General features: G+C 35.8%; 23 protein-coding genes. 1 reads left to right on the top strand and 22 read right to left on the bottom strand.

Features of this window, described 5'->3' with window-relative positions:
- Positions 1-4: 4 nt before the first annotated feature.
- The gene (locus ABN702_RS22065; RefSeq protein WP_417898717.1) at positions 5-1,969 is read right to left on the bottom strand and encodes a fructose-specific PTS transporter subunit EIIC; all 1,965 of its coding nucleotides are present in this window, start codon (positions 1,967-1,969) and stop codon (positions 5-7) included.
- A 202-nt stretch (positions 1,970-2,171) separates the two neighbouring features.
- Between ABN702_RS22065 and ABN702_RS22060 the strand changes: the two genes are divergently transcribed.
- Positions 2,172-2,930 (top strand): MurR/RpiR family transcriptional regulator, encoded by a 759-nt coding sequence (locus tag ABN702_RS22060; protein ID WP_417898716.1) that lies wholly within the window; start codon positions 2,172-2,174, stop codon positions 2,928-2,930.
- A gap of 146 nt (positions 2,931-3,076) precedes the next feature.
- Here ABN702_RS22060 and ABN702_RS22055 read toward each other — a convergent pair whose 3' ends face one another.
- The 21 genes from ABN702_RS22055 to ABN702_RS21955 all read right to left on the bottom strand — a co-directional run bounded on the left by ABN702_RS22055 (position 3,077) and on the right by ABN702_RS21955 (position 26,113).
- A complete protein-coding gene (locus ABN702_RS22055; protein WP_417898715.1) occupies positions 3,077-4,420 on the bottom strand; it encodes an FAD-dependent oxidoreductase in 1,344 nt (447 codons plus the stop codon).
- Positions 4,421-4,456: 36 nt separating this feature from the next.
- Positions 4,457-5,281 carry a carbohydrate ABC transporter permease gene (locus ABN702_RS22050; RefSeq protein ID WP_417901001.1) on the bottom strand — a complete coding sequence of 275 codons (825 nt, stop codon included), beginning with the start codon at positions 5,279-5,281 and terminating at the stop codon, positions 4,457-4,459.
- 7 nt (positions 5,282-5,288) lie between these two features.
- Positions 5,289-6,221 carry a carbohydrate ABC transporter permease gene (locus ABN702_RS22045; protein ID WP_417898714.1) on the bottom strand — a complete coding sequence of 311 codons (933 nt, stop codon included), beginning with the start codon at positions 6,219-6,221 and terminating at the stop codon, positions 5,289-5,291.
- A gap of 13 nt (positions 6,222-6,234) precedes the next feature.
- On the bottom strand, positions 6,235-6,924 hold the full coding sequence (locus ABN702_RS22040; protein WP_417898713.1) for a hypothetical protein: 690 nt from the start codon (positions 6,922-6,924) through the stop codon (positions 6,235-6,237).
- A 260-nt stretch (positions 6,925-7,184) separates the two neighbouring features.
- Positions 7,185-8,471 (bottom strand): ABC transporter substrate-binding protein, encoded by a 1,287-nt coding sequence (locus ABN702_RS22035; protein ID WP_417898712.1) that lies wholly within the window; start codon positions 8,469-8,471, stop codon positions 7,185-7,187.
- Between the two features lie 106 nt (positions 8,472-8,577).
- The gene (locus ABN702_RS22030; RefSeq protein WP_417898711.1) at positions 8,578-9,279 is read right to left on the bottom strand and encodes a response regulator transcription factor; all 702 of its coding nucleotides are present in this window, start codon (positions 9,277-9,279) and stop codon (positions 8,578-8,580) included.
- 4 nt (positions 9,280-9,283) lie between these two features.
- A complete protein-coding gene (locus ABN702_RS22025) occupies positions 9,284-11,083 on the bottom strand; it encodes a sensor histidine kinase (protein ID WP_417898710.1) in 1,800 nt (599 codons plus the stop codon).
- A gap of 54 nt (positions 11,084-11,137) precedes the next feature.
- The gene (locus ABN702_RS22020) at positions 11,138-12,034 is read right to left on the bottom strand and encodes an ROK family protein (protein ID WP_417898709.1); all 897 of its coding nucleotides are present in this window, start codon (positions 12,032-12,034) and stop codon (positions 11,138-11,140) included.
- Between the two features lie 278 nt (positions 12,035-12,312).
- Positions 12,313-13,260, bottom strand: a complete 948-nt coding sequence (gene manA, locus ABN702_RS22015) for a mannose-6-phosphate isomerase, class I (RefSeq protein WP_417898708.1) — start codon at positions 13,258-13,260, stop codon at positions 12,313-12,315.
- A 12-nt stretch (positions 13,261-13,272) separates the two neighbouring features.
- Entirely contained in the window at positions 13,273-14,112 is an 840-nt protein-coding gene (locus ABN702_RS22010; RefSeq protein ID WP_417901000.1) for an aldose epimerase, read from the bottom strand.
- A gap of 101 nt (positions 14,113-14,213) precedes the next feature.
- A complete protein-coding gene (locus ABN702_RS22005) occupies positions 14,214-15,884 on the bottom strand; it encodes a phospho-sugar mutase (protein WP_417900999.1) in 1,671 nt (556 codons plus the stop codon).
- A 115-nt stretch (positions 15,885-15,999) separates the two neighbouring features.
- Positions 16,000-17,376 carry a sugar phosphate nucleotidyltransferase gene (locus tag ABN702_RS22000; protein ID WP_417898707.1) on the bottom strand — a complete coding sequence of 459 codons (1,377 nt, stop codon included), beginning with the start codon at positions 17,374-17,376 and terminating at the stop codon, positions 16,000-16,002.
- A 50-nt stretch (positions 17,377-17,426) separates the two neighbouring features.
- Positions 17,427-18,599 (bottom strand): lipopolysaccharide biosynthesis protein, encoded by a 1,173-nt coding sequence (locus tag ABN702_RS21995; protein WP_417898706.1) that lies wholly within the window; start codon positions 18,597-18,599, stop codon positions 17,427-17,429.
- Positions 18,553-19,086 carry an acyltransferase gene (locus tag ABN702_RS21990; protein WP_417898705.1) on the bottom strand — a complete coding sequence of 178 codons (534 nt, stop codon included), beginning with the start codon at positions 19,084-19,086 and terminating at the stop codon, positions 18,553-18,555. The genes ABN702_RS21995 and ABN702_RS21990 overlap by 47 nt, the downstream gene beginning before the upstream one ends.
- 21 nt (positions 19,087-19,107) lie before the next feature.
- Entirely contained in the window at positions 19,108-20,220 is a 1,113-nt protein-coding gene (locus tag ABN702_RS21985; RefSeq protein WP_417898704.1) for a glycosyltransferase family 4 protein, read from the bottom strand.
- Positions 20,221-21,345: a polysaccharide pyruvyl transferase family protein gene (locus ABN702_RS21980; RefSeq protein WP_417898703.1), complete on the bottom strand. Its 1,125-nt coding sequence runs from the start codon at positions 21,343-21,345 to the stop codon at positions 20,221-20,223.
- Positions 21,342-22,343 (bottom strand): glycosyltransferase family 4 protein, encoded by a 1,002-nt coding sequence (locus ABN702_RS21975; protein WP_417898702.1) that lies wholly within the window; start codon positions 22,341-22,343, stop codon positions 21,342-21,344. The genes ABN702_RS21980 and ABN702_RS21975 overlap by 4 nt, the downstream gene beginning before the upstream one ends.
- A gap of 42 nt (positions 22,344-22,385) precedes the next feature.
- Positions 22,386-23,501 (bottom strand): glycosyltransferase family 4 protein, encoded by a 1,116-nt coding sequence (locus ABN702_RS21970; RefSeq protein WP_417898701.1) that lies wholly within the window; start codon positions 23,499-23,501, stop codon positions 22,386-22,388.
- The gene (locus ABN702_RS21965) at positions 23,491-24,249 is read right to left on the bottom strand and encodes a WecB/TagA/CpsF family glycosyltransferase (protein WP_417898700.1); all 759 of its coding nucleotides are present in this window, start codon (positions 24,247-24,249) and stop codon (positions 23,491-23,493) included. The genes ABN702_RS21970 and ABN702_RS21965 overlap by 11 nt, the downstream gene beginning before the upstream one ends.
- Positions 24,246-25,097, bottom strand: coding sequence for an O-antigen ligase family protein (locus ABN702_RS21960; RefSeq protein WP_417898699.1), 852 nt, complete (start codon positions 25,095-25,097; stop codon positions 24,246-24,248). The genes ABN702_RS21965 and ABN702_RS21960 overlap by 4 nt, the downstream gene beginning before the upstream one ends.
- Before the next feature lie 392 nt (positions 25,098-25,489).
- Complete coding sequence (locus ABN702_RS21955; protein WP_417900998.1) at positions 25,490-26,113, bottom strand: sugar transferase; 624 nt, start codon at positions 26,111-26,113, stop codon at positions 25,490-25,492.
- Between the last annotated feature and the right edge of the window lie 30 nt (positions 26,114-26,143).

The raw sequence follows: 26,143 nt of genomic DNA, 5'->3' as shown, positions 1-26,143 counted from the left end.
GGATTTACTTGGCTTGACGCTCTTTTCTTTTGATCAGGGCAAAACGGATGAAGATGTTGGAGAAGGCGATGAACGCTGCTCCGACAGCCAGTCCAATCAGATATGCCCAAACATTTTCCACTAGCGGCCAGCCCCAGATTGCAGGAAGTGGATACCATTGTACGGCACCTAAGAAAACTGCCGTACATGCTCCTAGAATCGCTCCGATAATGTTCAATGGAATGGTAATGATCGGGTTGCGAAGCATGAACGGGATTGCCCCTTCACTGATCGCAATGAACCCTAGCAATAAGGATGTGTTTCCTGCTACACGAAGGTCCGCATCAAAGACGCGACGCCCCACTACATAACGGTCAATAACGGTTGCCAGTCCCAATCCGATTGGCGGGATAACAATGGCTAATACACGTGCGGTTAATGGGAAAATCTCATCGGCAGCAAGACCGATGGCAATTGCTCCTGCCGCTTTATTGATTGGTCCACCCAAATCAAATGCTGTTGCGGACGCAATGATGGAAGAAAGAACTAGTGCTCCAGAGTCTTCCGCTCCGGCGATAATTTTCGTCAATGATGCATTCAATGCACCAAACACAGGATCTACAAAATAGAAGTTCATAAAGAAAATACTCAATACACTGATTGCCGGGATGATCAGCATCGGCTTCATGGCCTGGAAGTTCTTGCCGAGCTTGATTTTTTCATTGGCAATTTTAGATACATAACCTGCTGTCAAACCTAGAACTAAAGCTCCTAAAAATCCGGATGCAACTCCGCCTTCGACTCCCCAGAAGGTGAAATGAAGTCCGGCAGCAAATGCTCCCCCGATAAAACCGGAAACGAGACCTGGACGGTTGGCAAGTGCATAGGCGACAAACGCACCGAATACAGGATACATGAATTTAAAAATGAGTCCGCCGAATTTATCTAGATGATGCAGTATTTTAAAGAATTCATTTGAATGTGTTGCATATTCCGGATTGCCTATTTCCTGTACCAATCCGAAAGGCATTGCCCCAAGCTTGGCCAAACCGATCATAAGACCAGCTGATACGATAACCGGGATCATGTAGGAGATACCAGTCAGGATTGCTGCTGCCATTTCAGAAAAGAAGCCTTTTTTCTCTTCGTTCCCGTTTGCAGCATCCTCCGCTTCCTTCACGATGCCGTCCGGTTTTTCCAATACGCGATTAATCATGTCTTTTGCATGTCTTAATGGTTCTGCCACTCTCGTACGGATATATGGTAGGCCGTTGAAGCGCTCCATTCCCTTTGGCGCGATATCGGTTGCAAAGATAACAGCATCCGCTTCACTGATCAACGCCTGTGTATGCTTGTCCTCAAGTCCATTGGCACCCTGCTTTTCCACTATTACTTCCACTCCAAGCTCGCGGCCGGCTTTTTCCAATGCTTCGGCTGACATGTACGTATGTGCGATACCAGCTGCACAGGCGGTAATAGCTAATACTTTCTTTCTTGGTCCTTTCACTGCGGCCATCTTTTCTTCCTTTTTCTCCACAGTGTCCAAAGCCTGCAATAAGGAGCTACTGTCCTTTGCATCATAGAGACGCTTGAGATAATCAGGATTCATCAGTCTTGTACTCAGCTCGGATAAAAGCTTGAGGTGCGTGCTGCCTGCTTCTGTATCAGGAATGGCCAGTAAGAATACTAGCTCTACTTGGTTGGATGGATCCAGACTTTCCCACGTAGAGATTGGTTTTTTCAGCCTAGCCACAGCAAATGCCGCTTTTTTAACAGCCTTGGATTTTCCATGAGGAATTGCAAGACCTGCTTCCATACCGGTTGGGGAAAGCTGTTCGCGTTCTATTACTGCTTGTACAAACGGTTCTTTTGCTACTAGATTTCCATTTTTATAAAGAGCATCGACTAACTGCTCAATGACTTGCTCTTTTGATGTCCATTCGGCATCCAAGAAGAGTAAGTTTTCATTTGTCATATTTCTTAGTTCCATGACAGTCACTCCTGTTTGACATATTTGAAAGAAATGTAGTTATTTTTTTAAGTATGAAATCAATTGTAAAACCGCTTACATGTTATTTATATCATGGGACACGTTTGGAAAGTTGTACGGTCGATGTACTATTGTACGGAATCCTGTACAAGTGTTATTATGTCGAATAGAGGAATAGATATGAAATAAAGGGGGGAATTGCATGGGAAGAGTGATTGAAAGGTTCGGACCAGCTGTTCCATCATTAAGCCATTCTGAAAAGCATGTGCTCTACTACATTGATGACCACTTAGATATTGCGAAGAATATTCCGTTAACGGAGATGGCTGAAGCCAATAATGTGAGTACGACCACAATTGTTCGGATGTGCCATAAGCTTGGCTTAGAGGGATTCACGGAGCTGAAATACATTTTGAAGACATTGGATCAGGACCATATTCCAAGTGATGAAAACATTATAAAACGTCATCAGCAGGACCTGGATTCTATGCTTGGACAATTGAGCATTGATGATATTAATAGAATCACCCAGTTGATGGTGAAGGCGGATAAGATTGTGATTGTGGCAGTGGGACTTTCGAAGATGATGGGGGAATACTTAAGCAAGCTGCTGATGCAGGTGAACAAGCCCACCTTCTATGTGTACGAATCCCATATTATCGACCTGCTCTCCAATATGGTCGGGCGCGATGATCTGGTTATCTTCGTCTCCTCGAGCGGAGAAACGCAGACCATCCTGAAGATTGCGGAAAAGCTGAAATATCATCAGGCACCAACAGCAGCCATTACCAATACAGTAGATAGCAAATTAAATAACCTTGTTTCCGCTTCGCTCAGTGCGAATGTTGAAAGAGTGACGTTTTCTGGGTACGACCTGACTGCACGGTCCACACTTCTGGTTCTGATTGATATTATCTTTGAATCGTATCTGATGCAAAAGCTTCGGGAGAAACAAAAATAGGGCAATCCATTGTGGATGCCCTATTTTTTTAAGCTGTTTTTTCACTCTGCGTACCAAGTGAGTGGCTAAAAAAACCTAGAAAGCAGGGAGAACTGTCCCCTCCTTTCTTAACTTGGGTCTCGGGACCTGTCCCCACAGCCATCTAACTACACCAATACAGCTCCATTATCCAACAAATACCCCCGCAATTTCTGCACATCTATTTCTCTAGGAGCAACTCCATCAACCAGTGCCATTGCCGCAGCGGTCCCTGCAGCTTGGCCTGTAGCCATGCAGCTTGGGGTTAAGCGTGTAGTGGCTAGTGCCTCGTGAGATGTGGAAATGCATCTCCCTGCTACTAATAGATTGTCAATTAATTTAGGTACGAGGCATCTGTAAGGAATTCCATAACTCCCGTCACCCTCGATGTCATTTGCCTGTACGCCGCGCCCTGTTGGATCATGTATATCTACCGGATATCCGCTTAGAGCAATCGTATCGTCATATTTCTTCCCAACGATAACATCTTCAATCGTTAGCGTATATTCCCCTTCGATTCGTCTTGTTTCCCGTATTCCAATTTGTGATCCGACAGCAGATATGGAGGCTTTTTCAAATCCAGGGATGGTGGTTTGTAAGAATTCCGCCATCATCATGACTTGTTTTCTACCTTCTTTTTCCCCTTTTGTTAGGTCAAATACGTTGGTTCCGTCCAGTCCTTGGACTCTTGTGCAGTTGACAAGCACTTCATCCTCCTCCGGTCCGATGAAGAACAACACCTGGTCACGGTTAATAGGTACTCCTGAGTCATTCCATTCCTTGTAAAATCCCTGTACACCTGTCAGTGGTAATTCATCTAGTTCTGCAATAGGTGTCTTTTTGTAGAAGTTTTCAGGATCTTTTTTCATGGCAGCTTTTACTTTGGAAACGTCGACACCACGCATCCGAAACTTCATGGTGAGTGGCTGTGTCTTGTTATCATTGTCCCTTCCTTTTAAGCAGGGAGATCCTGAGAGGTAGGCGATGTCTGCATCTCCGGTTGTATCTACAAACTGCTTGGCTGAAACTTGAATGGGGCCAGATTTTGTAACAAGGCGTATGCTTTTAATCATTCTATCTTCTACTTCGACGTTGTCTACAAAACTATGAACAAGAACTTCCACTTCAGCTTCTTCTAGCATATCTAATACCAGTAATTTATATTTTTCAGGATGGTAAGGAGTGACTGTATTCGTAAAACCAACGGTATCGCGCAGATGACCAGGAGATCCTCCATCTTTCATTAACCGCTCCACAATTTCTTGTGCTATCCCTTTAATGACTTGGCGTCCTGTTTCTGTATGAAAGGTCATCCATGGGTATACAAGGGCGACTGTAGACATGCCACCTAGAAATCCGTATTTTTCCACAAGCAGTGTTTTGGCACCTGCTCTTCCCGCTGCGATTGCTGCATTAATTCCAGCTGGACCTCCGCCCGCTACTACTACATCAAAATTTAGTTTGTTCTTCAAATTGAGCACTTCCTTATCTGTAGTCTATTTCTCTTGCTATTTTCCACCTGTCATTGTTACACCCTCAATGAATTGCTTCTGCGCAAAGAAAAAAACAATTAGTAGAGGAATCGTTGCCATGACGGAAGCACTCATCAATAACTCCCATTTTGTCCCAACCTCATCCGTGAATAGAGCTAGCGCCAGCGGCAATGTCATGAGTTCTTTTGAGTTGATATAGATCAAAGGTTCATAGAATTCGTTCCAGCTTGTTAGAAATGTAAAAATCGTTAAGGTAGCCACTGCCGGTTTTGCAAGTGGCAGCATGATATTCCAATATATTCGGAAGTAGGAACAACCGTCAAGCTTGGCTGCTTCTTCCAGTTCTTTTGGAACGAGAAGGAAAAACTGTCTCATGATAAAGACACCGAATACTCCAGCTGGACCTAAAATAGGAATAGCTATCAAAGGTACATGTGTGTTTATTAATCCTAAATCGCCCATCCAGATAAATAATGGAATCGTGATGACCTCTACAGGGATCATCATAGTGCTTAGTAAGCAAAGGAATAAGAATGAACTCCCACGGAACGATAGTTTAGCAAAAGCGTAGCCTGCTAGTGAACCAAAGAATATTGTCCCCACTGTTACTAAAACAGCGATATAGATACTATTGAAATAGAAAAGGTGAAACGGTGTTTTTTCTAAAACATCCAGATAGTTCTGCCAACGGAATGGATCAGGAATAAACTGAAAGGTAAAAATCTTGGTTGGATCCTTGAACGAGGTGTTAATCATCCATATGAAAGGCACGATCATCACAAGTGACACGATGGATAACACGCTATAAAACGCTACCCGTGTCCATACGCCCTTTTTCATTCTCGTCTTATTGCTCATGGAACACCCACCTCTTTCGTAATACCCATTGAATAATGGTAAAGACTAAGATTATCAAAAACAGAATGATGGCAATAGCTGATGCATATCCGAAATCAAATAATTTAAAGGCCGTTTCCCAAATGTAGTAGACCAGTACTTTCGTGTGATTACCAGGTCCTCCGCCTGTCATAACATAAATCTGTCCGAATACCTTCATGGAGCCGATCACTGTCAAAATTAATGTTAAGAATACAGTCGGTGTAATCATCGGCAAGGTTACATGCCTAAACTGTTTCCATTTGTTTGCTCCGTCTAAATGAGATGCTTCATAAAGTGTTTTAGGTACCTGCTGTAGGGCCGCTAAGAACAGTACCATATTCAAGCCGACATTTTTCATGGCACTGACCACAATGACTGTCACCATTGCCAATTGCGGGTCATATAGCCACGCAGGCCCTTCAATGCTGAACCCCCGTAAAATTTGGTTGATAAACCCCTCTTGGGTGGCGAACATATATTTCCAAATAATCGACCAAACAACGATGGATGTCATAACAGGAATGAAGATGGCTGTTCGAAAAAGACCCATTCCAGGGAGATTACGGTGTAAGAGCAATGCAAGAAACAATGCCATAATGATATTAATCGGTACAAGTCCTGCAGAAAAAACGAGTGTATTTTTTAAAACTACTCCGAATTCAGGGTCACTTGCCAATCTTTGATAATTTTCGATACCAATAAAATTCGGATCACCTAGCAGCTGCCAATCGGTTAGGCTCATATAGAAGGAATAGATGAGCGGACCTAACATGACAACTAAAAAGCCAAGTACCATCGGACTAATAAAGAGGTATCCGTAGAATGCTTCACTTCCGATAAACTTCTTTCTCTGTTTCTTTGTTAAAGGGAGATTTCCCACTGTTTTCAGTTTGGCTTCCAATTGTCATCCCACCTTATATTTGGTCCATAGCATTTCTGAAAGATGATACTTTTTCTTTTATGCTTTCCACTGTTTGACCTACGACAATCGCTCCTAGCATGACACCTTTTACCCCAGCCTGATGGAGAAGGAATAGGTCATCTTCTACAAGGGATCTTTGGGATGGAATCAACACCGGCACATCCATTTTATCCACTAGGGATCCATAGGTAAGGATGTCTTGAAATGTCAGGGGGGATCCATATTCTTCTCCCGGGATAATAGATGCTTCTAGAGCGGTTATGCCCAGTTTATTTACCAAGCCTAATGTTTCGTGGCTATAGTTTGCAGGGATGGCGAAGGTTTTTTCTATCGGATGGAGTTTCATCATCCAGCTAGGCATGTGGTTGGCATAAATAGAAAAATAATCAAACCCGATTTTTGAAAGTAAATTCATTTCACTTTGTTGTATATCTTTAAATGAACCACCCGGAACAATTCCCAGGGGACCAGAATATTCAGATCTAATTTGATGAAATACTTCCATATAAGCTTCTGTTGAGTGAAACTTATTTCCTGAAGCTCGATGGTCTACATTTACATGCATTTTCACTGCATCGGCTCCTTCACTAAGCGCGGCCTTAGCCAGTTCGAGGTTGTTTTCTGGCAAACTGACGATTAAGGTCATTTTTTTCTCTTCTAAGAATTTCTTTAAAGAATACACCACACTATATCACCTCTAGGAATAGGCAAGCGGTTAAACCTATTAAGGGTTAACCGCCTCCCGATTCATTATTTTTCGCTGAATACGCCTATATTATTGCTTTTGAAAAATGCACCATACACACTCGACATCCTTTACTTTGGTGCTCTTTTCCTGTATGAAAGCATTTTTTCGAATTTGAATTTCCTTTTAGTATCGCTGGTAAAAAACTCAAATGCCGATTTTTACGGACAAAAGCAACAAACTTTACGAAAAGCGCCTTATTTTTTAAGCATTGGATTGATTTTTTCTTCCATGTCTTTAAGAATTTCTTCCGGTTTCTTTAATTTGCCAAACAACTCATCAAATCCGAATTGGATAGCATTATCGATTTTTTGCCACTCCATATGACCTTCTTGAAGTCTTGCATTATCCATCTCATCAATAACTGCACGTTGAATACTTTCTACTGGCGGGTTATTTGGTTGGTTAACAAAATCGTCAGAACTTAATACTGATTCACGTGGAGGTACAAAGAATGTTGAAGAAGCTGTAATCCCCTCTTGGCTTGTTAAAAACTTCAGAAGTTCTTTTGCTTCTTCAGGATGTTTGGATCCTGCAAACATGGTGTAACCTGCTTGACCTAACATCGGGAATCTACCTTCTGGTCCCTCAGGTAGTGGTGCAATGTCCCAAGTGAAATCTTGTACTTCCCTTGCTCTTGATACATAGCTATATACATCAAAGAACATACCGATTTTCCCGGATTCAAAGCTTACTTGCTCACCTGCTTTAGGGTGGGATTTATCAGCAAACATCATGCGATCGAGCATGTTTAATGTATCCACGCCTTGCTGATTATTCCAAGTGAATTTAGTTGTATCTTCATTAAATAGGCTTCCACCATTACTCCACGTATGGGAAAGTAAGGCAATCCAAGTATTCCAATCACGGAAGAAGTTGGCCCCATATGTGCCACTTGCAGAGATTGCTTTCGCTGACTTTTCGAACTGCTCCCAATTCCACGTTCCATCGGCTACATGCTCGTTTGGAGTTTTTTCACCTGCATTCACAAATAGGTCTTCATTATAGAAAAGAACCATTGGTGGTGTGGAAAAAGGTACGCCATAAAGTTTGTCCTCTTTCTCGAATAACTCTAATGTGGATGGGAAGAAATCATCCATGTTATATTCTGCATCCTCTTTGAAAGACGAGATGTCCTCCAAAATGCCGTTTTCCATGAACTGTGGTACCATTCTCTCTGCTGCCCAACCTATATCAGGCAATTCTCTTCCTGCTGCTAAAACAGTTATTTTTTGCTGATAGTCTGGAAACGGTACACTTTCCAAGTTCACCTTAATATTCGGGTGTGTCTCGTAGAATTTTTCTAGTAACTGATTATACATTTCTTGATGCGCTTCATTTCCCCAGATCATAAATGTCAGTTCTATTTTTTCCTTACTATCTTTCGATGAACCTGATGTATCCGTGTTATTACTACAAGCTATTGTAAGCGTTAACAATAAAAAGGTTAAAAATATCATTCCCAGCTTTTTCGTCGTCTTCATCTTTATCTTCTTCCCCCTCTCCTATGACTCTATTGTAAAAGGAGAGCCACTTTTAAACTATCCTCTCAAGCGAAGAAAAGGTTCGCTGAGGATAGTTGTTTAAAAATTACGATAACTTGCGATATTCCTTTGGGGTCATACCCACTTCTTGTTTGAAAAGAGTCATGAAATGCTTCGGGCTTTTATATCCAGAAAGTTGGGCTACCTCATAAACCTTTAGATGTGTATCTTTTAAGAGTTTTTTTGCCTTGTTTAAGCGTTGAATAGTTAAATAGTCTGTAAAGGTCTGGTTAAGCTCCGTTTTAAATAGCTGACCGACATATTGCGGATGAAGATACATAAATTCCGCAATTTGCTTTAAGGTGATTTCCTGGCCCAGATGATCATCAATGAACGTTATTATTTTTTTGAAGTTTCTCGAAACCTCACTGTTCTCTTCTTCCTCTTCTTTAAATATTTTTGAGAGTACTTCTGACAATTCCACACGATTGACCGGTTTGAGTAAGTAATCCGTGATTCCGTATCGAAGGGAGGTTCGCGCATACTCAAAGTCACTATGTCCACTTAAAATGATGATAGGTACATCCAGAGACACCTGGCGGACCTTTGCAATGAAAGCCAATCCATCCATTGCACCCATCCGGATATCTGTAATGATAAGATGGGGTAAACGTTGATGGACAAGAGTTAAGCCTTCCTCCCCGCTTTTGGCTTCCACTACTTGATACTTTCCGATTACATCTTCAAGCAAAACTTTCAATCCTTGTCTGATTATCGATTCGTCTTCCACTACTAGTACTTCTTTCACGAGATTATTCTCCTTTCTTAAGATGAGGTAAGGTGACAATAACTGAAAACCCCTTATTTTGTTCACTTTGTATCTCGAGACCGTACTTGTTGCCATACAGTAATTGAATTCGTTCATGAACATTTGTTAGGGCAATCCCGTTATGTCCTGCGGATGTTAGTGATTCGTGCGTCTTAAGACTTTGTTTTAATTCTTTCAGTCTATTTGTGTCTACTCCTTTTCCATTATCAGAAATGACAATTTCTACTTTTTCTTCTTTTAGCGTAGCTTGTATGGTGACCGTTACTCCCCTGCTTCCTAACCCATGAACGATGGAATTTTCTATGATTGGCTGTAACATAAGCTTTGGCACGGTGGTATCCAATAAGTCATAAGGAATATCTTCTGTATATTGAAGTTTGTCCCCCATTCTTACCTTTTGAATGGTGATATAAGATCGAATGAAGGATACCTCTTCTTTTAAGAAAACAATCTTGGAATTGTTTTCTATGGTATAGCGAAGAAGCTTTCCTAAGGATGACACCATATCGGATACTTCCAAATTTCCTTTTGTTATGGCCAGCATGTTAATGGATTCTAATGTGTTGTAGAGAAAATGGGGATTCATCTGACTTTGCAGGGCACGTAACTCTGCGTCCTTTTCTCTTAAACTAGTCTTGTACACTTCGGAGACGAGTCGATCGATTTCACTCATCATGACATTGAATCCTTTTCCAAGCTCTCCTATTTCATCTTCTGAATCGATGGAAACACGCTGTGAGAAATTCCCCTTCTCGACATCCACCATCGCTTCTTTTAATCGATGAATCGATCCTACCAATGGTTTGGACAATATAAATCCTAGAATGGAGGCAATTAGTATGCCAGCAAGTACAACAAAAAGAGATACCTTTCTTAGATCGTTTACTTCACTTAATATTTCTGATTTCGGCGTAAGCATGATAATGCTCAATCCAGTATTTTCGGATTTATTGAATACCATTAAGTATTCAATGCCGTTAAGAACAATGTTGGTATTATTATTTACCTCTCTGTTCTGTACGGCTGTCAGTACTTCGGGAGAGATAAGCTGATCCCCTTGATTGGGATAGATGAATTCATTTTTATCATTTACGATGAAAATTTGACTTTGCGAATTTGCGTTGCTTACGATTTCTTCAATAAGCTGTTGTTTCAAATCAATTTTAATCATTCCTAGTGGGATTTGTGTCGAAGGTTCCCGGATTAATCTGGCCACTGAAAACACTACCACTTCCGTATCTAAATAGTAGTTTGGATGGTGGAGAGGCAGAATCACCCACTGCCCATCCGCTTGTGTTATTTGTTGGACCCAATCATTATTCTGTTCGAATACTTTTAAGCGAATGGTATTGGAATCTAAATTGCTGAATATATTGCCATCGTTCGCCATGATATGAATTCCTCTGATTTCATTTCTCATGTGAATAAGACTTGAAATATAGCGCCAAATTTTGACTCTCTCACTGGCAGGGGGAAAGGAGGTGGTGAGATTCGTTTCTTGGTGATTTTTTAAGATATTTAAAACCTCCTGATCATAAAGAGGCGACAAGGAGATAATTCGCATTTCCTTAATATATCGATCGAGATTGCGATTAATTTGATCGGCAAGCTGGATGGAATATTCCTCCGCCTTTCTTTGCGAGGATTTGGCAAACTGGTAATAAGTAATACTACCTAATATTGCGGCAGTAAGTAAGATTAATAATGAAAAAACAAGAAAGAGCTTCATGCGGTAAGGTAAGGATAATAGCCTTCTTCGAAAGAATACCAGGATGTTTTCCATCGTTATGAGATTCCCCTTTTACTAGATGCTTTATTACTATCATGAGTTCTCTTATTACTGGATTGGCAACAAGGATGCACCGATAACTCCAGCTTTCGTGCCCAATCCTGCTGGTACTATTCTGATGGATCCCCGTAAACTTGGATATACTAGTTTATCTACTTCTTTACGAAGAGGCGTTAGAATTTGGTCACGAGATTTCATTACACCTCCACCAAGAACAAATATTTCCGGGTTTATAGAATGGACCAGGTTTGCAATTCCAATGGCCAGATAATGAATAGCTTCCTCAATAATTTCTTGTGCAACCGTATTTCCTTCGGCTGCTAGTGCAAATACTTCCTGGGCATGATTTATATGGCCAAGTCTTTCTTTACCTTCTCTCGTTATTGCAGTCCCACTAGCTAATGTTTCTATTGCGCCCGGATTTAGGGTGGAGGATTTTTTGCCTCCTAGCATTACAATCATATTGCCTATTTCCCCTGCATATCCTTGTGCTCCACCAAAGAGATTTCCATTAATGACAAATCCTCCACCAATTCCGGTACTTACAGTGATGTAATACACACTATGAGCACCTTTCCCCGCACCCATTCTAGCTTCTGCTAACGCCGCTGCATTGGCGTCATTATCCAAGGTAACCTTTATACCTATCTGTTTTTCTATCATGTGTACGATGGGGATTTGATCCCATCCTGGTAGATTTGGTGGACTTAAAATAATCCCTTTACAAGAATCAAGTGGTCCCGGGGAGCCTATACCTACTGTTAATACTTCTTCATTTCCTTTCACTTCTTGAATCATAGAAACTATTTTTTCTATAACGTACTCTGGACCTTTTTCAGCCTCTGTTAACTGTTCTTGTTCTCTTATTATTTCTCCCGTATTGTTTATTAGTGCGACTCGAACATTGGTACCACCTAGGACAACGCCAATTCTATGGATTGTCATATTCGTTTCTCCTTACTAGTAGTTTTTATATTCTGTCTTCTTTACTGATAGTAACAGCGTCCGGTTCGCCGCTGCCATTCTCGAGATAGTTTCAAAGGTTATATTCATTTATTCTTACATGGTTTGTTGATTGTATGTAATTAATCATACACTAAATCCTGGTTATAGAATATTTAAGGATTATAATATTGCTGTGGAAAGCATATCTGCCATAGATGTCAATAACATACATATCTCCAAGAAAAAAACAGGGCCACCTGATGGGATGGCCCTGTTTTTTATGGATGAGAAACGATTAATCGGATGTCGCCTTGGATTGAATATTCCCCGAGGTCACTAGGTAAGATGAAATGATCCCCCTTTTGCAGCTTGAATGTACCTTCTGCTGTATCCAATTGTCCTTTACCGTCGATTACACTTGCGATGAGGAAACGGTGTGGTTGCGAAGTAGTATAACTTCCTGTGATGTCCCATTTATATACCGTGAAATACTCTGCTTTCACATAAGTAGTAATGGTTGTATCCCCTACCTTTTCTACCTTTGGTGTCACGTTGACATTTTCATGCGGTATGGTGGATACAGCAATGGATTTTTCGATATGTAATTCACGTGTATTTCCGTTTTGATCTCGGCGATCGTAGTCGTATACTCTGTATGTAGTGTCAGAGCTTTGCTGGGTTTCAAGGATTAACACTCCTGCACAAAGTGCGTGGATGGTTCCGCTTGGGACATAAAAGAAGTCACCAGGCTTCACAGAAATGCGAGTAAGCAGTTCTTCCCATTCTCCTTTTTCCACTCGATTTATAAACTCTTCCCGTGTTTCTGCTGTATGCCCGAAGATGATTTCCGCACCTTCTTCACAGTCAATCACATACCAGCATTCGGTCTTGCCTAATTCGCCGTTTTCATTCTTGTTTGCATATTCATCATTTGGATGCACCTGTACAGAAAGATCCTGGTTCGCATCCAGAATTTTCGTTAAAAGTGGGAAAACTCCACTTGGATGATTCCCGAAAAGCTCTTTTTTCTCCTTATAGAGCTCTCCTAATTTATAGCCCTTATATGGACCATCCGTCACTACACTTTGTCCGTTCGGATGACCGGACACTGCCCAACATTCCCCTGTCAGGTCAGAAGGGATGTCATAATTAAATTCAGTAGCAAGCTTTGTACCGCCCCAAATTCTTTCCTGAAAGGTTGGTGTTAAAAAGATTGGTTGTTTCATGGTCGTCTCCTTTTAAGTTGATTTTATAGCAATAGAGAAGACAGTATTGAGTGTCTCTCCCGGTTCGATATACAAAAGGTCTTTTTTCTTGTTGAATTCATCTGTCAGGGACATCCACGGCTCGACACAGACAAAATCATTTTCTTGTTCCGTCCAGAGCATCACATATTGGAATTCCTGACCATATGTAAGAGTGATTGAATCAAACTCCACTTTATTCTGCTGTGCATCAAGTAGCACCACAGCTTCTTTCTTCGCTTCTAAATCTACCATACCATTATATGGTTTGACTAATCCATCGTTGTAATCATATAGCTTTGTAGCATCTGAACCCATTGGGAACACCTTTGTTTCCGATTTAAAATAAGGATGAAATCCTGCAGCAATCGGCATCGGATCGTTTGAGTTATTACGATACTGTTGTTCAATGACAAGTTCATTTTCTTTCAATATATAGGTGAAGGTTACATCAAAGTCAAACGGAAACGACTTTCTGGTTTCCTCACTACTCGATAGATGCAAGGTAATAGAAGAATCCTGTTCGTTGGTCTTCAAAACCGACCATTCCAGGTTTCTTGCAAAGCCATGGTTGCTCATAGGATATACTTGCTCGTTCCAAGTGTACTCACCATTTATTAATTGCCCTGAGATCGGGAAGAGAATAGGGATGCCTCCCCTTACATTCTTGTCCTTATTATAAAGAGTGTCTTTGTTTAAATAAAGGAGTTCTTTTCCGTCAAAACCCAACTCTGTGATTATTCCTCCACGTTCCGGGACGACCGTGAGCCAGGAGTTGGTGGTGTTGTTATATAAATTATATGTATAGAAACCCTCTACAAGGGTCTTTTCCATTTTAATCAAAGATGGTACCTCCTGTGTGTCAAATGCATAAAAATACCCCCCAGAAACAAGGGCATGGCAGTGCCTATTTCTGGGGGATAAGATCCTCTTGATTACTTCACAACAGCAGTTTTCAAATTTTCCAACTGCTTCTTACTTTCTTCTAATGAATTTCCTTTAACACCAAAATAGAACTTAATCTTTGGCTCTGTACCTGAAGGACGAAGACAGAACCAGGAACCATCCTCTAGGAAAAATTTAAGTACATTGGATTTAGGAAGCTTAATAGCTGTCTTCTCGCCTGCCATTAAGCTAGTTTTTTCACTCGTTGCATAGTCTTCTAGCAAAACTACTTTTATCCCTGCCACTTCAATCGGTGGGTTTTCACGATATGCAGTCATCATTGCCTGGATCTGTTCAGCACCATCTTTCCCTTTAAGTGTCTGGGAGACCAGGTCTTCCAGGTAATAACCGTATTCAGCGAATATCTCCAAGAGACCTTCATACAACGTTTTACCTTGTAATTTATAATAGAGTGCCACTTCTGCTGCTAATAGCGCGGATTGCACAGCGTCTTTATCACGAACGAAATCACCAACCAGATAGCCATAGCTCTCTTCATAGCCAAACAGAAATTCATATTTACCCGTTTGTTTGTACTCATTAATTTTTTCACCAATGAATTTGAATCCAGTCAGGGTATCTACGGTATCAATGTTGTAGGAAGCAGCAATCGCTTTTCCGATTTCTGATGTTACAATCGTCTTTAATACGACGCCGTTCTCTGGCAAAGTACCATTCTTCTTCTTTTCCTGAAGAAGGTAATGAACCATCAGTGCTCCCATTTGATTACCTGTTAATACCGTATACTCCCCAGATAAGTCCTTCACGACTACTCCAATGCGATCTGCGTCTGGATCAGTACCAATTAGGACATCCGCATTTTCCTTTTTACCATATTCAATGGCCAATTCAAAAGCGGCATGCTCTTCCGGGTTAGGAGAAGATACCGTAGAGAAATTAGGATCCGGCAGCTCTTGTTCTGCGACTACCGATACATTTGTAAACCCAGTAGATTCAAGAATACGTCTTACCGGCTTATTAGCTGTTCCATGAATCGGGGTGAAGACAATCTTCAGCTCTTTCCCTTTTTCTTGAACCATTTCGGGATTAACCAAAATAGTTTTTAGTTGCTTATTATATGCAGCGTCTAGCTCTTCTCCCACATAGGTTAAAAGACCTTGAGCAAGCAGCTCCTCTTTTTCCAGCACAACTATTTCAAGTTCGTTCTCTACCTCATTCACTTTCAGGACCAATTCGTCCGCCTGTTGAGGAGGCAGCTGTCCACCATCTTCATTGTACACCTTATACCCATTGTACTCAGCAGGGTTGTGACTTGCAGTAATCACCACACCAGCAAATGCATTCAATTCACGAACCGTAAAGGAAAGCTCTGGTGTTGGTCGTAATTCTTCGAATAGGAAGGATTTGATACCATGAGCCCCTAAGGTTTTTGCTGTTTCAAGCGCAAATTCAGGTGATTTGTGTCGGGAATCGTAGGCAATTGCTACTCCTCGATTCTTTGCTTCTTCTCCATACAATTCTATGAATCTAGCAAGTCCTTTTGATGCTTTACGAACTGTGTAAATGTTCATACGGTTGGTTCCAGGGCCGATTTCTCCACGCATGCCGCCAGTGCCAAATTCTAGGTTTTTGTAGAAGAGGTCTTCTTTGAGTTGTTGATTTTTAATTAAAATTAATTTCTGCTTTATATTTAAATCCAATTCTTTAAAGTTAATCCATTTTAAAAAAAGACTTTCATAACTTTTCTCCAAAATAATCCCTACTTATTTACAAAATCGAATAATAATTCAATTATTATTTTTTCAAATATAAAAATTATCTTTTTACTATACTTTTAGAACATTCCTTTTCTATCTCAAACCACTCATTACATATTCGAATAACATCTTCTTCTATTACTTCGACTCCGCATTGAATTTCAATTATTTCTAATTCACTTAAAGCCTTTAGTGCATGATTATCTCCGGTGTCTATTTGAATAACATCTCCTGCGTATACATTTCTAAAATTACCATTTAATGCAACTATTCCTTTACCTTTAATTACAGTCCAAAGTTCTGTACGTTTGTTATGAAATTGATAACTCAAATTCATGTTTTTCTTCAAACAGATTTTTTTGGTTATAACTTCTTTTCCTTCTGAATTTTTTGTATAATCCAATATTTTGGACCAACCCCATTTTCGTTCTTCATACATTGGAGGGTTATCAAAATTGCTTATATAATCTTTTATTTTTGGACTAGATTTTTTATCAGAGACAAGAATGCCGTCTGCACTTGCTGCCACTATTATATTTTTTGTCCCTAAAACTGTAATAGGAATATCAAGCTCATTAATTAAATGGGAATTAATTGAATTATCACTAATAATACCCTTACCTATCTGGAAGCTAGCCATTTCTTCCGTTAGCGTATTCCAGGTACCCAAATCTTTCCAATACCCTGAATAAGGAAGTACTATAATTTTCTTTGCCTTTTCAACAACCTCATAATCAAAACTTATTTTAGGAAGTTCAGTATAAACTTCCAATAATTCATTGTATTCTGTTGGATATCCCATATCTTCCAGAAATGATAATATATATTTTAACTTGAAAGCAAATACTCCACAATTCCATAATGCACCAATATCAACTAAATTCTGAGCCTCATGTTCATTAGGTTTTTCAATAAATTTTTCAACTTTTAAATATTGTTTTCCGATAACTGAAGGAACAATATATCCATATTTAGAAGACGGAAGAGTAGGTCTTACCCCAACTAATCCAATATCAGCATCAGTCTTTTCTAAGACTCTTTCTAACTCAATAATTTTAGAAAAGAATTCACTTTCTACATAAGGATCAACGGGAAGAACACCTACTACACTGCTTTCGTCAATTTTTTTCACACTATACAGATATGCAACAGCTAATGCAATAGCGGGAAATGTGTCCCTTCGGGATGGTTCTATTACTAAACTTGCCTCATGATTAAGCTGAGCTTGTATCGTTTCAACTTGTGACTTGCTAGTTGCTATTACAGTTGAACTATGAAGATCTAAGCTTTTTAATTGTTCCCATACCCGTTGGACCATTGATTGAGGTTCTCTTTTTTCATTTTGTAAAACCTTTAGAAATTGTTTAGAGCGTGATTCATTAGACAATGGCCAAAGCCTTTTCCCTGAACCACCTGATAATAATATTAGATTCATAGGTCCTCCTTAGTTGATATATTTTTTGAAAGTTAACATTATTTTCGTACTTAATAACTAAGTTTTGCTCTTTTTTCACAAAAACGTTGTATATATACATAACCAAAAATTCTAATAAGTGAAAAAGCAACAGGGAAACTATAATACCCTAAAGAAGGAAAACTTACGTATATAAATGTAACTTGTATAAGAAATTGATATAATTGAATTGAAAATAATTTCTTAGTGTTATTTGTCTTATACAATATAATTGAATAAAAATTAAACTTTATACTGAATAAAAATCCTATTGAAATAATTATTATGGATTGTATGATTATTAGGTTTTCGTATAAGAAAAAAGTTATTATAGAAGATATACATAAAAAAGTGGTAAAAAACACAACTAAGGTAAGATTAATAATCTTGGTTTTATTTTTTAAGTAGGTTAAGTATTTTTTCAGACTTACATTCTCTAATTCAGAAAAAGAAAACTTTAGTAAAGAATTGCTTATCAATGAAATTATTGTTAACCATTGTATAGAAATTAAATAAAAGCCCAAGTACTCGATATCAAGAAACTTCCCCATTATTATTTGATCAAATCGCATTAATATTATTGCTAATATACCACTAAATCCTATCCAACTTACACTTTTGAAATATTTGTTGAAAAATCCTATCTTAATACTCCAATGATATTTAACCCTTTTAATAAACGGAAGTAAGGATAAAATATTAGAAATTGCAATTATTAAAATAATAAAATCAATGCTTTCTTTATCATTCGAAAAATAAAATATTAATATAAATGCAAGAACTTTAAATAATCCATATATAAACGCAAATTTCATTTGCATTTTAACTTGCTTAAATTTAATCATGTAAGAATGAAAGTATTGAATTAGAAGGAATGTTATAGATGCTAATGTGACAAAAAAATATGAGATATTATAAAATAAGAAAAATGATAAAAACAAAAACGATATTAAAATTATAAAGTTTAAATAATTATTCACTTCTTCAACAGTATTATTTTTAGATAATAAATAAGTGGTAGCTCCGAAATCCAAAAATGGTATTATAAAGAAAATAATCGTATAGGCAAATGCGAAATCTCCAAAATGCACAGGGCTTAGAATTAATGAAAGCCCTGTGAAAAAGGAAAAATTCACTAGCGCTTGAATGGTTGTTCCACTAAGGACGCCTAAAAATCTTCGTCCATAATTCATATATATTTTCATATTTCCTCATCTTTTCAATCATATATATTTTTTGATTTTCATATAGTAATTCACATTGTTCCTTATTTCTTCTTTGACCAATAACCTTTCCACCTACATATATTGAGTACGGGGGAATAATCCCTCTAACTGTCTCTCCTCCACCAATAACGCTGCCAAATCCTATTTCCGTACCTGGAAGGACAACAACATTCCCTCCAATCCAACAACATTCGTTTATAATCACTTTTTTATTAATTGTTTCTTTGTCATAGGGTAATGTTGTCATATTTTCACTATGAAAGTTATGGTTAGATGTATATATTGTTACATTTGGACCTATTATAGTACCTTTTTTAATTCTTAAACCACCATTGGCAGATAATTGAGCATTGGGACCAATGTAAACTCCTTCCTCTATTTCTAGTTGTTTAGTAAAATAGTAATTTCCTTTTTCTAAAAAGGAATATTTTCCAAATGATTTAATTTTTCTTGTTCTAATCAGCATTTTAATAAGTCTAAAGATAATTCACACCTCATTTTCATAGCTATTAATTAATTTCACTAAAATAAAATTTTTTCCATCTAAATCATATTTTGGTATATTCATTTGAAGTTTTTCTGAAATCAAACTATAATAAGTATGATTAGTCAATAAATCAATAATTTTATGTTTAAATGCTTTTATTTCCCGCTCTACGATTAATTCTTTTGCATTAAGATTTTGCAGTATTTCTGAAGGGCCTTCGCATGAATTAGAAGTAACAGTGGGTACTCCGTATTTCGAAGCTTCTAAAACAACCATACCAAAAGATTCATTAATGGAAGGTACCACCAGAACGTCAATACTGTTCTTCAATAATAATTCCACGTCTTTCCTTTCGCCTAAAACTTTAATTCTTTTATTATATTTACTTAACTCAATTTTATTTAAAACTGTTTTCTCGTATTTTATTTCCTCTTCAGTACCAAAAGGTTTTCCACCTATTATCCAGAATTCAACATTATCATTAGTCTCGCAAACCTCTCGTGCAATATCCACAAATAAGCTATGTCCTTTTATTTCTTGATACCTGCCAATCATGGCAACTATTTTAGGAGAATTTGCATTAATTCTCTTCTTTTGCTGATTCCCGCTCATGCTTATCATTAGCGGGAAGTCCTTAATCTTATTAAAAGTTTTTATACTCCCAATTTGTTTTTTGACCTTTTGACTAACCGGATCTGAAACAACTAATATTTCATTAACAAAATTTTTTAAAAGTATTTTTTCGATTAATGTGTAATTTGTCCAATTAGAATGTTCAATGTAAAATATTGGACAGTTAGATACTAGTTTAATTAAAGGTATCAAATACAAACATGATTTTGAATTTAGTATTACTACTTTAGCATTATGTTTAATCTTTTTTGATAATTGAAGCAACAAAGAAACAAATTGGCCTCTTTTTATCAATTTTTTATAAGGGATTGATGAGTTTTCTAATTCAAAGGAACTTAAATTTCTATTTAAATCACCTTCGCTATTAGTAATAATTTCAACTTCCATTTCTTTACTTAGCCTTCTACAAAGATTTACAAGAGAAGTCTCTCCTCCTCCTAAACCAACGTATTCAGTAAAAAAAATTACTTTGTTACCCATCTACATCAAACCTTTCAGAAAGATGGTGTTTTTATTTGCTTGTATTTTATATTTTCGATAAACAATTTTGGTTTCTTCATAACGAGAAGTTATTTTATTATGACTTTCTATAAACTCATTAATTGTAAAAACATGATCTCTCCAATTACCTCCATCACCTAAATCTAAGCATATATTCTCTAGGTTTAATTCTTCCGACAAATCATATAGTTTATGGTCATAGATTACAGGAATAGATGGAACTTCAAATATGGTAGATAAAACTAAACCATGAAATCTCATAGGAATTATTAATTTTGAACAAATCATTTCTTTATATACCTGCTCATATTCTTCGTACTTAAAAATTTCAAAATTTATATCACTATCTAAATGCTTAATTAAGTATTTTTCATCAAATTCTTTTTGGAAAGGAATTATTTTAACTACTTCATAAACAGTATTTAAGTATCTAAGCATATCGTTAAAAGTAGAAATATACTCTTTGAATTTCCTTTCATTTTCCTTCCACAGACTATTGTAAAATAACGGAACCGGAATAATTGATACCTGATTTCTCATTTTAATTTCACTCTTATTAGTTTCAAAAAAACTATTCAAATAATTATTTTCAAATACAATATCATTAGTTTTAGATACATTCTTCAGTTCCAGTTTATTCAAATTCGTTAAAGAGGTATTATCTCTTACAAGTATTTTTTCAATCTTTCTTAACTCTTTATGAAGAATATGTCCATGGAAGTTTCCGACAAACGGCCCAGCCCCAACACCAATAAAAAATATTCTCTTATTAGCATATTTATAAAACTGGATTTTTTTTATCACCCGTTGCATTACTTCTTTATTCCAATCTGATAATCCGCCTCCAATACAAAAAATAATTACATCTGAACTATATAGAGATTTTAAATTACGGACTATATTACCTCTTACAAATAGTTTAATCCAACTTTTCAATGAAAAATCATGATCATATATCCAATTATATCCTTCAGTTTTTTTATTTGATGCTACATAAACATGCTTCGGATTTATTGTTTCAACTACTCTTTCATGGATGGAGTTCAATATTAAATCATCACCAATATTTTTTTCTCCAAACCAACCTATAATTGTAACATTCATTTTCCCATTTCCTCTTTATAAATTTTCAGTACATTTTCTGAAGTAGTTTTATAATCCATTCCTTTAGATTGTAAGAACTCCCTTATGTTGTCTCTATTAATTGGTTTATCCAATATTTCCATACTTTTTTCAACAAATTCTTCACAATTATTACAAATAAAAGTTGTGAATACAGGATCAAATAGTTCCTCAAGGTCTCCTACATTTGAGCATAATATTGGTGTGCCACAAGCAAGGGATTCTTTTACAATTGTAGGAGAAGCTTCAAAATTTGAAGTTAAGTAACATATGTCAGCTGCATTTATATATTTATACATATCATTGGTACTTATTTTTCCCCCGTAAATTGCTTTGATATTTTTGCTTGTTCTTAATTTTAAAGATTCAACAATATCATAAAATAATTCAACGTTTTTTTCTTTTCTAGGTTCATGCGGGAAAAATAAAATTATGTCATTAATATCCATTCCCAGTTCTAGTCTAGCTTTTTCTTTATTTATAATAATAAATTTATTGAAATCTATTCCCATAGGGTTTTGAATAACCTTTTTATCGTTATATGTTAAAGGTTTATCTGAGTACTTAGTTATAATAATTCTATTCATCTGATTTAGAATATGTTTTCTTAAATTAAACATTTTAAACAGTTTTTCAATATAACCTTTTCTACCATGTCCATAGTGAGGGATTAATAGATTATTAATAATCTTTATATTCCCACCTTCATGTATAGTAAATATTTGCTTTTTGTTTTTCACAAAAAATGAATACCATGCTATATAACTATGGTGGTAGTGAATGATATCGAATTCTCTATAAATATTTAAAAATTTCATCAAACCGGTCAAGTAATTTATCTTATTGTCCCTTCCGTTCAGAAATAAGACTTCAACCTCTATATTTTGGCTTTGAATATATTCCACTTCTTTTTTTAAAAAATTTCCGAAATAATCCATATTTTCGAAAGGGTACATGTTGGTTACTATTAGAATTTTCACTTTGAAACCTCACATTAAATTTTTGAAATATACTCTAAGATTTTACAAGTAACTGCCTAAGTTCTTTGCATTTTTAATGGTAAACAAATGTTTTTCTTTCACAAACTTGTATCCCAGATCTTCTATTTGTTTATACTTTTTAGGGTTTTTCAAAATATCAATAACCTTTTCACTAAACTCATTATGAGTTTCACATTTGATATAGTGATAATTATTCTCTAACGATTTTATTCCCTCCACACTTTTTGGAGATGCTAATGTAAGAGTTTTTTGAGCAAATGATTCTAGTATTTTGTTTTTCATGCCAGAACCAGAAAATAGTGGACTTATATATAACTGTGATCCTCCTATATATTCTTTGATACTTTCAACTTTTCCAATACCATAAATATTGTTTGTAGGGTCATTAAATTTTTCACTCTCTATACCTACTAGTAGTAACTTAACTGTTATGTTTTTCTCTCTAATTAACGGAAATATTTTTTCAACTAAAATTTTGGCTGCATCTCTATTTGGAGGATAAGTCATATTGCCTGTGAATATTATATATTCACCATATCTTTTAGTAATATCTTCGAGAAGAGGTACAGAATTCGATTCGTATAAATCTTCAAAATCTAATCCGATTTCTAATAATTCTAAATTTTTAAAATCACCTTGAGATTCAATGTATTTTAAATCTTCTCCTGAAACAAAAATTACTTTTTTAAACTTTTTATATAAATTCAGCTCTAACATTAGGTATGAATATCCACTAATAATATAATATAATTTTTTAAATATTTTTTTTGTTTGGCTTGCAATAGAAAATTGAAGCCTTGATAATGAATCCTGAGCAAGTAAAATGCAATTATTTTTATCCGAAACAAATGGTCCTAAATAGATACCTTCAATAAAGGTCAATTCACTATTATTTGTTTCTATATTTCTATTAGCCTTTTGGCGATAAGTTATTTGAACAGGTATAGTATTGAAAATAAGATTAATAAAAGCAATAAATTTAATAAGAATATTAGTTTTTGGTTTATTAACGGGAATTATCTCCATATCTATTTTATGTTCGGTTAAATAATATTCTTTTATTTGTTTTATATATTTAGTACTGCCAACTTTATTATTATGTTCTAGGTTGTTTTCCGTATAGAATTTAATTCTCACTTCTTTTTTTACTCCCCTTTAGTTTCTGAATAAACATATAGACTACATATCGAATATTTCCGAAAATATATCTCTTATACAGTCTAGAAGGTTCTTGAAATAGCCTATAAAGCCATTCAAGGCCATTTTCACGCATAAATTTTGGAGCTCTATTAACATTACCAGCATAATAATCAAAAAGACCTCCACAAGTAATAACGGAATTCACATTTAATTTATTCAGATGTTTATCTACCCACAATTCTTGTTTAGGACATCCTAACCCTACGAACAAAATATCTACATTTTTCTCATTTATTTTATTTATAATGTTTATTTCTTGCTCTTCGTTAAAAAACCCATTTTGGTAACCTACAAAGCTTACATACGGATATTTTTTATTGAAGTTTTTTATAACTCTTTCAGCAGTATCTTCTTTTCCTCCTAATAAAAAAATATTTAAATTTAATTTTTCTTTAGAAATTTTTTCACAGAGAGCTGGAAAGAGATCAGTTGTTGCTATTCTTTCTTCTGCAATAGGCATTTTTAAAAATCTTTGTGTATAAATAATACCCATTCCATCAACATAAATAAGATTTTTATCTTCGTTAAGTATTTTTTTATAACCCTTGTTTTTTAAGGATATTAAAAAACAATCTGGATTTAATGCATAATATGCTTTTTTCTCTCCCATTAATGATTTATCCAGTATCAAATTTACAAGCCCGATCTTTTTTCCTAAAAACAAATTTATACCAAAAAAATTCATGTTTTTTTAACTCTCTCCTTACTAAAACCTAAAATATACCCAATGAGGGCCCATACAATAAAAATTCTTGTTGAGAAAATAAAAGCTATACCAGATTCAAAAAAACCTCTTAAAAACACTGTTATAAAAAAACCTGCCAAAAGAAATAAATGATTTCTATTTAAATTGGTATAATTAATAAAATAGATTATAAAAAACAATATAAAAAAAATCGCTACAAACCCTATTAAACCAGCTATACTCATAACATGAATATACATATTATGAGCCCCTAAACCCTCAAGAGATTGGTCTAGATAACGGTCTAATAAAATCCTTAATTTTTCGGGAGGTATTCCTATTAAAGGACTTTCTTTAATGGCAGAAAATGAAGCTTCCCAGAGATACTCCCTTCCAGATAGTATTTTGTCTTGATTAAACTTGTTCATAAAGTAAAGCAAATTTTCACCGTAATTTTCTATAATTGTAAACCCCAAAAAAACAATACCACTAGGTACAATAAAATACTTTACTGATGGTTTTATATCCTTAAAGAAAAGCAACAAATAAATAAACACTACTATTATGGATAAAAATATAGATGTTCTACTAATTGTTAGTAGCAATAGAATGCTCGCTAAACCAATATTTATTATAGAGAACTTCGGTTTTTCCTTAATAAGGAATAAATTAAGTAATATAATTAATACTTGTAAATCTCCAAATTCATTCACTGAGATAAATGGCCCAGTAATAATATCTTTCCCAAAAAAACTTTCTTCAATAAGAAGACTGTACTCTTCGCTACCCACATTTATAAAATAAGGCTTAGAATACAGAAGAAATAACATTACTGAAAAAAAATTCACTACAAAAAAAACTTTTTGAATAAAACCATTAAAGATACTTTTTTGGTATAAAAAGAAAAACAAATAATTATTATAGAAAATCAGGAAATAAAAAAAGGGTCTAATTATTAATGAGAGTGATTCAATTACAGTTCCTCCGTTTAGAAACAATATGTAACATATAATTAGGAAACCTAATATTAAGACAAATTCTAAGCGAAAGTCATTATTTAATTTCACCTTTTTTAAATAGAGGAAAATGGATGTAAACAAGTTTGCAAGTAACAACGAGAAAAAAACAACCTTGGATAGTGTGCCATTAAAACCTAACCCTAAAATATAAATTATTATTAAACTGAAAAGATTAAGTAAGTACATAATTCCTTAATAACTCCAATCATTTAAACACAATTTTAATAAGCATCTTTAGAGCCTAATAATAGTTTAAGAGTTTTTATTATTATTAAAATATCCAACCTTATACTTCGATTTTCAATATAGGCTAAATCTAAATCGACCATCTCTTTAAAACCTAATTTACTTCTCCCACTTACTTGCCATAACCCCGTACACCCAGGCTTAACTAATAATCTCTTTAAATCATTAGTATTGTATTCTGTAACTTCTCTAACTAAAGGCGGCCTTGGTCCAACTAAACTCATATCTCCTTTAAGAACGTTAATTAGCTGAGGTAATTCATCTATACTAGTTTTCCGTATAAACTTACCCACAGTGGTTATTCTCGGATCATTTTCCATCTTGAACATCGCTCCTGTAACTTGATTATACCGAAGCAATTCTTGTAATTTTTCTTCTGCATCTACTACCATTGACCTAAACTTGTACATTTTAAATTCTTTCTTTTTTTCACCTACTCTTATTTGAGAAAAAACCACAGGGCCTTTAGGATTCTCTATTTTAATTAATAGAGCTACAACTATGAAAATTGGTGTTAGTAGAAGTAATCCGAACGTAGCTCCTAAAATATCAATTATTCTTTTAAAAATTAAATAACTTTTACTTGCTTGATAATTCATGGAATTATTAGTGGATTTACTAATTATACC

This window comes from Bacillus haimaensis (assembly GCF_048270625.1).
Lineage (GTDB): Bacteria > Bacillota > Bacilli > Bacillales > Bacillaceae_I > Sutcliffiella_A > Sutcliffiella_A haimaensis.
Note: the sequence above shows the minus strand (reverse complement) of the source record. Positions and strands in the feature narration are given on the sequence as shown.

Bases quoted from the DNA above. Each gene is read 5' to 3' on its own strand.
- ABN702_RS21990 (WP_417898705.1), bottom strand. From the start codon at position 19,086: ATGCTGATTAGAACAAGAAAAATTAAATCATTTGGAAAATATTCCTTT.
- ABN702_RS22025 (WP_417898710.1), bottom strand. From the start codon at position 11,083: ATGGAAAACATCCTGGTATTCTTTCGAAGAAGGCTATTATCCTTACCT.
- ABN702_RS22065 (WP_417898717.1), bottom strand. From the start codon at position 1,969: ATGGAACTAAGAAATATGACAAATGAAAACTTACTCTTCTTGGATGCC.
- ABN702_RS22060 (WP_417898716.1), top strand. From the start codon at position 2,172: ATGGGAAGAGTGATTGAAAGGTTCGGACCAGCTGTTCCATCATTAAGC.
- ABN702_RS21965 (WP_417898700.1), bottom strand. From the start codon at position 24,249: ATGAATTTTTTTGGTATAAATTTGTTTTTAGGAAAAAAGATCGGGCTT.
- ABN702_RS21985 (WP_417898704.1), bottom strand. From the start codon at position 20,220: ATGGGTAACAAAGTAATTTTTTTTACTGAATACGTTGGTTTAGGAGGA.
- ABN702_RS22035 (WP_417898712.1), bottom strand. From the start codon at position 8,471: ATGAAGACGACGAAAAAGCTGGGAATGATATTTTTAACCTTTTTATTG.
- manA (WP_417898708.1), bottom strand. From the start codon at position 13,260: ATGAAACAACCAATCTTTTTAACACCAACCTTTCAGGAAAGAATTTGG.
- ABN702_RS21995 (WP_417898706.1), bottom strand. From the start codon at position 18,599: ATGAAAATATATATGAATTATGGACGAAGATTTTTAGGCGTCCTTAGT.
- ABN702_RS21980 (WP_417898703.1), bottom strand. From the start codon at position 21,345: ATGAATGTTACAATTATAGGTTGGTTTGGAGAAAAAAATATTGGTGAT.
- ABN702_RS22010 (WP_417901000.1), bottom strand. From the start codon at position 14,112: ATGGAAAAGACCCTTGTAGAGGGTTTCTATACATATAATTTATATAAC.
- ABN702_RS21955 (WP_417900998.1), bottom strand. From the start codon at position 26,113: ATGAATTATCAAGCAAGTAAAAGTTATTTAATTTTTAAAAGAATAATT.
- ABN702_RS22000 (WP_417898707.1), bottom strand. From the start codon at position 17,376: ATGAATCTAATATTATTATCAGGTGGTTCAGGGAAAAGGCTTTGGCCA.
- ABN702_RS22020 (WP_417898709.1), bottom strand. From the start codon at position 12,034: ATGACAATCCATAGAATTGGCGTTGTCCTAGGTGGTACCAATGTTCGA.
- ABN702_RS22050 (WP_417901001.1), bottom strand. From the start codon at position 5,281: ATGAAAAAGGGCGTATGGACACGGGTAGCGTTTTATAGCGTGTTATCC.